Source organism: Methylocella sp. CPCC 101449 (genome assembly GCF_031921685.1).
In the GTDB taxonomy this organism is placed as follows: Bacteria; Pseudomonadota; Alphaproteobacteria; order Rhizobiales; family Beijerinckiaceae; genus Terripilifer.
Genome location: NZ_JAPDHU010000006.1, coordinates 1 through 1,217, shown reverse-complemented (window position 1 = coordinate 1,217; position 1,217 = coordinate 1). Strand labels below are relative to the sequence as shown.

Sequence of the window (1,217 nt, the reverse complement as noted above, 5' to 3'; positions counted from 1 at the left end):
CCCAAAGCCTGGAACAGAGCGATCGTATCGGTGACGCGCTGGCCCTCCGCCTGCACCTTGGCCAGCGCGGTCTGCAGATAGGCCTGCTGGGCGGCCAGCAGCAGCGGCAGGCTGATCTGGCCGGCCTCCACCTGCTTGCGCACCAGATCGTTGTTCTGCGCCGCCGAGCGTTCCGCCGCGGTCGCCGCATTCAGTGCCCGTGCATCGCTCTGCAAGGCGCGCAGCGTGTCGGCGACATTTTGGAAGGCGATCAGAACCGTCGAACGATATTGCGCCGCCGCCTGCAAGGTCGCCTCCTCGGCGCCCTTCTGCCGCGCCGCCAAAGCACCCGCGTCAAACACCGTCTGCGCCAGATTGCCGGCAATGCCCCACACGCCCATGCCCGGCGAGAACAATTGCGACATGGATGCCGCGCTCGAACCGGCACTCGCGGTCAAAGTCAGTTGCGGCAGCCGGTTGGCGACCGCGACACCGATCTGCGCATTGGCGGCGCGCAGGTTCTCTTCGGCGACGCGAATGTCGGGGCGGTTACGCACGAGATCGGCCGGCAGGCTGAGCGGGATCTTGCGCGGCAGCCGGAACGCCTGCAGCGTGAACGTCTGTTTGACGCCATCGCCCGGCATCCGCCCGGTGAGATTGGCCAAGAGATTGCGCTGTTGCGCCAGGGCGCGCTCCAGCGGCGGCAGCAGCAGGCGCGCCTGGGCCACCGCCGTCTCTTGCGCCACCACATCGGTCAGAGCGATCTGGCCGGCGCCATGCTGGCGTCTCAGAATGCCGAGCAACTGGTCCTGGCTATTGATGATGCGTGTCGTGGCGGCGATCTGGCCGCGCAGCGAGGCTTCCAGCACGGCGGCGGCGGCGATATTGGCGGTGAGGCTCAGGAACACCGCTTCGCGCTGGAAGGCGGCGGCCGTGGCCTGGGCCTGGGCGCTCTCGATCTGCCGGCGCGTGCCGCCCCAGATGTCGGGGGCGAAGGCCACCGTCACCTGGCCGGTATGCAGGGAATAGAGGAAATTGCCGGTGTCGGTGGGGGCCGACAGGGCGTTCGACGTTCTCTGGCGGGTCGGATTGAAATCCAGGCCGACGGTCGGGAACAGCGCGGCGCGCTGTACGGCGATATTGGTCTGGGCGAGGCGCAGCGCCGCCTCGGCGGCTTCCAGATCGGGATTGTTGGCGATGCCGGCCTCGATGAGGCTGTTGAGCTGAGGCGAGCCGAA

General features: G+C 68.1%; 1 protein-coding gene. It reads right to left on the bottom strand.

The genetic code is table 11. From position 1 onward, the window contains the following. Nucleotides 1-1,217: efflux transporter outer membrane subunit (locus OIM99_RS27825; protein WP_311853793.1), on the bottom strand; the 1,217-nt coding region annotated here is incomplete at both ends.